Consider the following 8,147-nt stretch of genomic DNA (forward strand, 5'->3'; position numbering starts at 1 on the left):
TGTCAGTCGAACGTCAGTCGAACCTCAGCCGAGTGTCAGCCGAGTGTCAGCCGAAGATCATCGGGAGGTCGTCGGCGTCTTCGGAGAGGGCGACCTCGACGAGCACGGGCACGTGGTCGGACGGCGCGTCGCCCTTGCGCTCATTGCGGTGGATCGAGGCATCCGTCACCGCTTCTGCGAACTTCGCCGAGCCGAGGATGAAGTCGATGCGGAGCCCCTCGTTGCGCGGGAACTTCAGCTGCTTGTAGTCCCAATAGGTGTAGCCCTCGGGGATGCGTGGGCGCACGACATCCGTGACGCCGGCGTTCTCGAGGTTGAAGAAGGCCTGCCGCTCGGGCGGCGACACGTGCGTCGTGAGGCCCTCGACGACGGCCGGGTCGCCGTTGTCCTGGTCGAAGGGTGCGATGTTGAAGTCGCCCATGAGCACGAACGGCAGTTCGGGCCGTGCGGAGGTCTCGGCTCGAGTGTGTTCGGTGAGGGCCGCGAGCCAGTCGAGCTTGTAGGTGTAGTGCGGGTCGCCGAGCGAACGGCCGTTGGGCACGTAGAGGCTCCAGATGCGCACGCCGTCGACGGTCGCCCCCATGGCACGCGCTTCCTTCGGCAGGTCGGGGCCCTCCTCGCCCTTCAGGAAGCCGGGCATGCCGGGGAAGCTCGTGGCAACGTCGAAGATGGGCGAGCGACTCGCGATCGCCACGCCGTTCCACTGGCTGAAGCCATGGATCGCGAGCTCGTAGCCCGCCTCCTCGAACGCCGCCGCCGGGAACTGCTCGGGAGTGCACTTGATCTCCTGCATCGCGAGCACGTCGACGTCTTCGCGCACCATCCAGTCGACGACACGGCCGAAGCGGGTGCGGATCGAGTTGACGTTCCAGGTGGCGATGCGCATGGACCAAGCCTAGGACGGCCGGGCGACAGGGCGTGTGCCTGTCGGCGAGCGTCAGTCTCCGGTGGCCGCGTCGACCACGTCCGCGTCGTCGCCGACCTCCGCGGCCTGCAGGCGCGGCAGTACGAGCCAGAGGGCCGCGAGGATGACGGCGCCGATGCCGAGCGCCACGAAGCCGGCGATCCGGCTGAGGGCGAAGTCGAAGACGAGGCTCGTCACGCCGATGACGAGCAGGGCGACCACGGCGAGGTCGGCGATGAGCAGCCGGTTGCCGGTGCGCACCACTCGGTCCTTCGCCTGCCGCCGGAACAGCGTGCGATGCAGGGTCACCGGGGCCAGCCCGATCACGGTCGCGAGTCCCGCCAGGGCGACGAGTACGAGGTAGAGCGTGAGCTGGTAGGCGTCGAGTTCCTCGAACCGCGGCTGGAACGCCACGGCGAGCAGGAAGCCGCCGATGAGCTGCGTGCCGGTGAGTGCCACGCGGAGCTCTTGGAGGATGTCGTTCCAGTTGCGGTCGCTGCGCTCGTTGGGCGTCTCATTGCGTCCGTCGTCGGCGCGGTGGTTCACGTGGTTCGCCGGATCGGCGCGGCGGCTGGTGCCGGCGGGGCCGACCTCGGGCCTGGCGTGGCGACGGTTCATGCTCGATCGTAGCCACGAGGGGGGAGGTGGGTTCAAGCCCTTGCGCGGCGGCCGTGGAACGCGCCAGCCTCCATCGCCGCGGGATCCATCGCCCGCGACCGGCATTCTGGCAGGGCCGCACGGATGCTGCCAAGATCGAGGAGTATCGACGAGCTGGGGGTGGCCGTGAAGTTCAGCATCGAAGGCGTCGAGGGGCTCCCCGAGATCGCGCGCGGCGACGACCTCGCCGCGCTCATCGTCGACGCGGTCGACCTCGCCGAGGGCGACATCCTCGTCATCACGTCGAAGATCGTCTCGAAGGCCGAGGGCCGCTTCGTGCAGGCCGCCGACCGCGAGCAGGCGATCACTGACGAGACCGTGCGCGTCGTCGCGACGCGCGTCTTCGAGGGCGGCGTCACCCGCATCGTCGAGAATCGCCAGGGCATCATCGGTGCGGCGGCGGGCGTCGACGCGTCCAACGCACCAGATGGCACGGTGCTGTTGCTTCCGGTCGACCCGGATGCCTCGGCGCGCGCGCTCGCCACCGGCATCCGTGCGCTCACGGGCGCTGCCGTCGGCGTCATCCTCTCCGACACCCTCGGCCGGCCGTGGCGCGAGGGCCAGACCGATATCGCGATCGGCGCCGCGGGCGTGCACGTCTTCGAGGACCTTCGAGGATCGACGGATGCCGCTGGCAAGCCGCTCGCCGTCACGATGCCGTGCGTCGCCGACGAGCTCGCCGGCGCGGCCGAGCTCGTGAAGGGCAAGAGCTCGGGAGTGCCGGTCGCCGTGGTGCGTGGACTCGGACGATTCGTCGGCGACCTCGACCTCCCGGGTGCGCGCAGCATCCAGCGCCCCGCCGACCGCGACCTGTTCCGGATCGGCGCCGACGAGGCGTACAACGAGGGGTACCGCGACGGCTTCGACGAGTCGCAGGCCGAGGGTCCGCTCGATTCGGCCTGACACGCCCCCTCCGACGCGCGAGGATAGGGGGATGCCAGTGCACATCGGCTATGCCGCGATGCTCGAACGGTTCCCGCCCGCCGAAGCGGTGGCGCTCGCCGCGCTCGCCGAGTCGCACGGCTTCACAGGCGTCATGGCGAGCGACCACTTCCAGCCGTGGCTGCCGGCGCAGGGGCAGTCGTCGTTCGTGTGGAGCGTGCTCGCCGCGCTCGGGGAGCGCACCACGGGCGACCTCGGCCCCGGCGTGACGACACCGACGTTCCGCTGGCATCCGGCCATGGTCGCGCAAGCGAGCGCGACGCTCGGCGCGCTCTACCCGGGCCGGCACTGGCTCGGCATCGGCTCGGGCGAGGCGCTCAACGAGCACATCGTCGGACACTACTGGCCAGAGGCCCCCGAGCGCATCAATCGCATGTTCGAGGCCGTCGACGTGATCAAGAAGCTCTTCGCGGGCTCGCTCGCCGGTCGCGACGTGCGCCATTCGGGCCAGTACTTCAAGCTCGAGTCCACCCGGCTCTGGACGATGCCCGCGGTCGCGCCCCAGATCTTCGTCGCGGCATCCGGCCCAGTGACTGCTCGCCGTGCGGGGCGCAACGTCGATGGACTCATCACCACGGGCGCGCCCGCCGAGCGGCTCGCCGCGCTCCTCACTCGCTTCGCCGAGGGCGCGCGCGAGGGCGGGCGCGACCCCTCCAAGATGCCGAAGGTGCTGCAACTGCACCTCTCCTGGGCCGCGACCGACGAGGAGGCGATGCGCAACGCCCTCGTCGAATGGCCGAACGGCGGCATGCGCTTCGCGCGCAGCGACATCCGATCGCCGTTCGAGTTCGAGCAGCTCGCCCGCACGGTACGCGCGGAGGACTTCAAGGGCCAGATGGTCATCTCGGCCGATCCCGACGTGCATCGCGCCGACATCCAGCGGCACCTCGACCTCGGCTTCGACCGCGTGTACCTGCACAACGTCGGCCGCAACCAGGCCGAGTTCCTCGAGGTCTTCGGCCGCGAGGTGCTGCCGGCGCTCCGCGCATGAGCGCGTCGCCTCCGGCGCTCCGCGCATGAGCGCGTCGCCTCCGGCGCACTGGACCGTCGTGATCCCCGTCAAGGCGCCGGCCGTCGGCAAGACGCGGCTGTCGCCGGCGCTCGCCGACGACGCTCGCGCGCTGCTTGCCCGCGCGTTCGCGCTCGACACGATCGCCGCCGCCCTCGCGGCCACCTCGGTCGAGCGGGTGATCGTCGTGGGCGACGACGCGTCGCTCGCCGACGGAGCGGAGTTCCTCGCCGAGCCGGCCGGGGCCGAGCGCGGCCTACTGCCGGCGATCCGCCACGGCATCGCGCATGCGCGTCTCGCCGCACCGGTCGCCGTCGCCGTGCTGCTCGGCGACCTGCCGGGGCTGCACTCCGATGAGCTCGACGCGGCGCTCGAGGCCGCGGCGCGGCATCCGCTCGCCTTCGTCCGCGATGCCGACGGCACGGGCACGACGCTCGCGACCGCTGCAGCCGGGGTGCCGTTCGAGCCGCAGTTCGGGCCCGGATCGGCGGCACTGCACGTCGCGGCCGGGTTCGTCGAGCTCGAGGCATCCGCCGCCCCCGGCCTCACGCAGGACGTCGACACCGTCGACGGACTCGAAGCCGTACTGCACCATGGAGTGGGCGACCACACCGCCGAAGCCGTCGCGCGCCTCGCCGACCGAAAGGGAACACCATGACGCTCACACTCGGATACAAGGCCTCGGCCGAGCAGTTCGCCCCCCGGGAGCTCGTCGAGATCGCGGTCGCGGCCGAAGGGCACGGCATGGAGTCGGTGTTCACGAGCGACCACTTCCAGCCGTGGCGGCACGAGGGCGGGCACGCGCCGTTCTCGCTCGCGTGGATCGCCGCGGTGGGCGAGCGCACCTCGAACATCCGCATCGGAACCTCGGTGATGACGCCGACGTTCCGCTACAACCCCGCGGTGCTCGCGCAGGCGTTCGCGTCGTTCGGCTGCCTCTACCCCGGCCGCATCATCCTCGGCGTCGGCACGGGCGAGGCGCTCAACGAGATCGCGACGGGATTCCGCGGCGCGGGCGCGCAGGACTGGCCCGAGTTCAAGGAGCGGTTCGGACGGCTGCGCGAGTCGATCCGGCTCATGCGCGAGCTCTGGACCGCCGATCGCGTGAACTTCGAGGGTGACTACTACTCGACGCACGACGCGTCGATCTACGACCGCCCCGAGGGCGGAGTACCGGTCTACATCGCGGCGGGCGGACCGGTCGTCGCGAAGTACGCGGGTCGCGCGGGCGACGGGTTCATCTGCACGTCGGGCAAGGGCATGGAGCTCTACACCGAGCAGCTCATCCCCGCCGTCAAGGAGGGGGCGGATGCCGCGGGCCGCTCGTACGACGCGATCGACCGCATGATCGAGATCAAGCTCTCATACGAGGAGACCGAGCACGCCGCGCTCGAGAACACCCGCTTCTGGTCGCCGCTCTCGCTCTCGAAGGAGCAGAAGCACGACATCACCGACCCCGTCGAGATGGAGCGTGCGGCCGACGCGCTGCCGATCGAGGAGATCGCGAAGCGCTGGATCGTCGGCACCGACCCCGACGAGGTCGTCGCCGACATCAAGCAATACGTCGACACCGGCTTCAACCACCTCGTGTTCCACGCGCCCGGCCACGACCAGCGCCGCTTCCTCGAGCTGTTCGAGCGCGACCTGGCGCCGCGGTTGCGGGCGCTCGACGCCTGACGGCGTCGTCGTGGGCGCCTGACGGCGTCGTCGACGACCTCGTTCCTGACGCTCGCGATGCCGGCGGGCGTACCATCAGACCATGGCCAGCACGGCCCGGCCGGATCCCAGCGGCGAGGACGCCGCCCCAACGCCGCGCCTGCAGACCTTCATCGTCGACGGCGTCATCGAGCCGCAGTCGGGGGTCGAACTCGAGGGCGTGCCCGACGAGGTGGTCGAGGCGCAGAACCGCCACGGCTTCGTCTGGCTGCATCTGGTGGAACCCGAAGAGCAGACCGTCGACGACGCGCGCAAGGTGCTGGGCATCCATCCCGTGGCCGCCGCCGACGTGGCCTCGGGGCGCCAGCAGCCGAAGGTGCAGATGTTCGAGGAGCATCTCTTCGTGCTCTTGTGGAACGTCTTGGAGAGCACCGAGTCCGACGAGCTCGTGCTCGGCCAGACGTACCTGTACATCGGCGACGGGTGGTTGCTCACGGTGCAGCGCGGCAACGGCGGGAAGCTGCCCGACCTGCGGCAGTTGCTCGAAGACGGTCCGGAGGATCTCCACGATGGCGCGATGGCCGCGGCGTACACGATCATGGCCGACGTCGTCGACGGCTATGCGAAGGCCGCCGCGGATGTCGAGGCCCACCTGGGGGAGCTCGAGGAGCAGGTCTTCAGCGACGCCGCCAACACCGACCACCGCCGCATCTACAAGGTTCGCAAGGACATGGGTCGCATCGACCGCGCCGTCTCGAGCATCGCCGCCGCTCTGCGGGAGAGCACCGATCACCTCGAGGATACGAAGCTCGGCAAGAAGCTCATCGTCCCCTACCTCCACGACCTGCTCGACGATGCTGCGGGCACCGCCTCGTTGATCAACAACCAGTCGCGGGCGCTCGATGCCGTGCTCTCGAGCTATGAGAACAACATCGCCGCCCGGCAGAACCAGGACATGCGCACGATCTCGGCGATCGCCGCGCTCCTCGCAGTGCCCACGGTCATGGCGGGGCTCTGGGGGATGAACTTCAAGGACCTCCCACTCGTGCGGGCGGAGCTCGGCTGGATCGGCGTCGGCGTCGCGATCGTGATCATCGACACGATCGTCTTCCTGATGTTCAAACGCCGCCGGTGGTTGTAAGGGCGGCCGCGGCGATCGGTCAGCCTGCGGGCTCGACGACCAGACCGGTGCCCCCGCCCCGTCGCACCGGTTCGGCCGCGGCGGTCATGAGCCCGCTCGAATCGACCTCGATCGCGGCGGCGGCCCCGATCTGCGCGGCCGAGGTGAACTGGTCGCCCGACGGCACGAGCGGTTGCCCGAACGGCGCGAGATCGCCTGCGTAGGCCGCGATGAACTCGGGCTCGGCCGTCGTGTTGACGGTGTTCCGCTGCGCGGCTCGCGGCGCGGCGACCGCTTCGGGCAGCGTCATGCCGAGGTCGATCCGGTTCATGAGGATCTGCACCACGGTCGTGATGATCGTGGATCCGCCCGGCGAGCCGACCACGAACCGCGCGGCGCCGTCTTCGAGCACGATGGTCGGCGACATCGACGACCGCGGGCGCTTGCCCGGCTCGACGGTGTTCGGGTCCGTCTCGCTGGGCGAGAAGCTGAAGTCGGTCAGCTCGTTGTTCAGGAGGAATCCCCGCCCGGGAAGCGTCATGCCCGACCCGCCGGTCTGCTCGATCGTGAGCGTGTACGCAACCGCGTTGCCCCACTGGTCGACGACCGAGAGGTGCGTCGTCGAGACGTTCTCGGTGTCCTCGCGCTCGTCGAGCGCGACCGCGGCGCAGCCGGCGGCCTCCAGGTCGCCGGCGGGAACCGGCCTCGTCGAGGCCTGGGCCGGGTCGATCTCGCAAGCGCGGGCGTCGGCGAAGTCCTGGCTGAGCAGCGTCTCGGTCGGCACGTCGACGAATGCCGGGTCGCCGACGTACGCGTTGCGATCGGCGAAGGCGTGAGCCGTGGCCTCGAGGTAGAGATGCAGGCTCTGCCCGATGTCGTCGGCTGAGAGGTCGTAGTTCTCGAGGATGTTCAGGGACTCGCCGACCGTCGTGCCGCCCGACGACGACGGAGCCATGCCGTAGACGTCGAGCCCGCGGTACTCCACGTGCGTCGGCGCCTGCTCGAGGACCTCGTACGCCGCGATGTCGTCCGCCGTCATGAAACCGGGCGGCGCGGGCAGCGGCGAGGCCGGGTCCTTTCGCGGCTCCTGCACGAGGTCGGCGATCTCGTCGGCCATCGGTCCGGCGTAGAACTCGTCGGTGCCCTTGAGGGCGATGGTGCGCAGGGTCGCGGCGAGATCGAGATTCTTGAAGACCGAGCCGACCTGCGGCGCATCCCCGTCGGGAAGGAACAGCTCGGCCGTGTCGGGGAAGGCCGCGAATCGAGCCTTGTTGTCGAGCGTCTGCTGGCGGAACGTCTGGTCGACGGTGAACCCCTTCGTCGCCAGGAGGACCGACGGCTCCAGGATGTCGCGAAGCGACTCGGTACCGAACCGGTCGAGTGCGGCCTCCCACGTCGCGAGGGTGCCGGGCACGCCGACCGAGAGGCCCGAGGACACGGCGTTCGCGAACGGGTACGGCCGGCCGGTCGCCGGATCGATGAACGCATCCGTCGGCATCGTCGCGGGTGCCGTCTCGCGTCCGTCGATGGTGGTGACCTCTCCCGTCGCGGCATCGAAGTACACGAAGTATCCGCCGCCGCCGATGCCCGCGCTGTACGGCTCGGTGACCCCGAGCGCGGCGGCGGTGGCGACCGCGGCATCCGCTGCATTCCCGCCTTCGCGAAGCACCTCGAGGCCGATCGCACTGGCCGAGGCATCCACCGACGAGACGGCACCCCCGTAGCCGGTCGAGGTGGACGGCGCCGGTGGCGTCGGACGACCGGTCGACGCGGTGGCGGCTGGGGCGGCGAGCGAGTGCGCGGACGCCGGCGCGGCCGTGGCGACGGCTCCTGCCGCGAGTGCGGCGGCGAGACCGAGC

General features: G+C 70.3%; 8 protein-coding genes. 5 read left to right on the forward strand and 3 right to left on the reverse strand.

What is annotated here, in order from left to right; genetic code table 11:
- Window positions 1-46: 46 nt before the first annotated feature.
- Together ESP51_RS07650 and ESP51_RS07655 are read right to left on the reverse strand one after the other, a co-directional pair.
- Window positions 47-886 carry an exodeoxyribonuclease III gene (locus tag ESP51_RS07650; protein WP_129520305.1) on the reverse strand — a complete coding sequence of 280 codons (840 nt, stop codon included), beginning with the start codon at window positions 884-886 and terminating at the stop codon, window positions 47-49.
- A 51-nt stretch (window positions 887-937) separates the two neighbouring features.
- On the reverse strand, window positions 938-1,522 hold the full coding sequence (locus ESP51_RS07655) for a DUF6328 family protein (RefSeq protein ID WP_241843039.1): 585 nt from the start codon (window positions 1,520-1,522) through the stop codon (window positions 938-940).
- 159 nt (window positions 1,523-1,681) lie between these two features.
- Between ESP51_RS07655 and cofE the strand changes: the two genes are divergently transcribed.
- The 5 genes from cofE to ESP51_RS07680 all read left to right on the forward strand — a co-directional run bounded on the left by cofE (window position 1,682) and on the right by ESP51_RS07680 (window position 6,309).
- Entirely contained in the window at window positions 1,682-2,464 is a 783-nt protein-coding gene (cofE, locus tag ESP51_RS07660; protein ID WP_241843040.1) for a coenzyme F420-0:L-glutamate ligase, read from the forward strand.
- 31 nt (window positions 2,465-2,495) lie between these two features.
- Entirely contained in the window at window positions 2,496-3,494 is a 999-nt protein-coding gene (locus tag ESP51_RS07665; protein WP_129520307.1) for a TIGR03557 family F420-dependent LLM class oxidoreductase, read from the forward strand.
- 25 nt (window positions 3,495-3,519) lie between these two features.
- Window positions 3,520-4,170 carry a 2-phospho-L-lactate guanylyltransferase gene (gene cofC, locus ESP51_RS07670; protein WP_129520308.1) on the forward strand — a complete coding sequence of 217 codons (651 nt, stop codon included), beginning with the start codon at window positions 3,520-3,522 and terminating at the stop codon, window positions 4,168-4,170.
- Window positions 4,167-5,189: a glucose-6-phosphate dehydrogenase (coenzyme-F420) gene (fgd, locus tag ESP51_RS07675; RefSeq protein ID WP_129520309.1), complete on the forward strand. Its 1,023-nt coding sequence runs from the start codon at window positions 4,167-4,169 to the stop codon at window positions 5,187-5,189. The genes cofC and fgd overlap by 4 nt, the downstream gene beginning before the upstream one ends.
- An 82-nt stretch (window positions 5,190-5,271) precedes the next feature.
- The gene (locus ESP51_RS07680; RefSeq protein ID WP_129520310.1) at window positions 5,272-6,309 is read left to right on the forward strand and encodes a CorA family divalent cation transporter; all 1,038 of its coding nucleotides are present in this window, start codon (window positions 5,272-5,274) and stop codon (window positions 6,307-6,309) included.
- Between the two features lie 19 nt (window positions 6,310-6,328).
- On the opposite strand, the gene ggt is transcribed toward ESP51_RS07680, so the two are convergent.
- A partial coding sequence (gene ggt, locus ESP51_RS07685) for a gamma-glutamyltransferase (RefSeq protein ID WP_241843041.1) occupies window positions 6,329-8,147 on the reverse strand: 1,819 nt, incomplete at its 5' end.

The sequence above is a fragment of the Agromyces albus genome, assembly GCF_004134825.1.
Lineage (GTDB): Bacteria > Actinomycetota > Actinomycetes > Actinomycetales > Microbacteriaceae > Agromyces > Agromyces albus.

Bases quoted from the DNA above. Each gene is read 5' to 3' on its own strand.
- ESP51_RS07650 (WP_129520305.1), bottom strand. From the start codon at position 886: ATGCGCATCGCCACCTGGAACGTCAACTCGATCCGCACCCGCTTCGGC.
- ESP51_RS07655 (WP_241843039.1), bottom strand. From the start codon at position 1,522: ATGAACCGTCGCCACGCCAGGCCCGAGGTCGGCCCCGCCGGCACCAGC.
- ESP51_RS07665 (WP_129520307.1), top strand. From the start codon at position 2,496: ATGCCAGTGCACATCGGCTATGCCGCGATGCTCGAACGGTTCCCGCCC.
- cofC (WP_129520308.1), top strand. From the start codon at position 3,520: ATGAGCGCGTCGCCTCCGGCGCACTGGACCGTCGTGATCCCCGTCAAG.
- fgd (WP_129520309.1), top strand. From the start codon at position 4,167: ATGACGCTCACACTCGGATACAAGGCCTCGGCCGAGCAGTTCGCCCCC.
- ESP51_RS07680 (WP_129520310.1), top strand. From the start codon at position 5,272: ATGGCCAGCACGGCCCGGCCGGATCCCAGCGGCGAGGACGCCGCCCCA.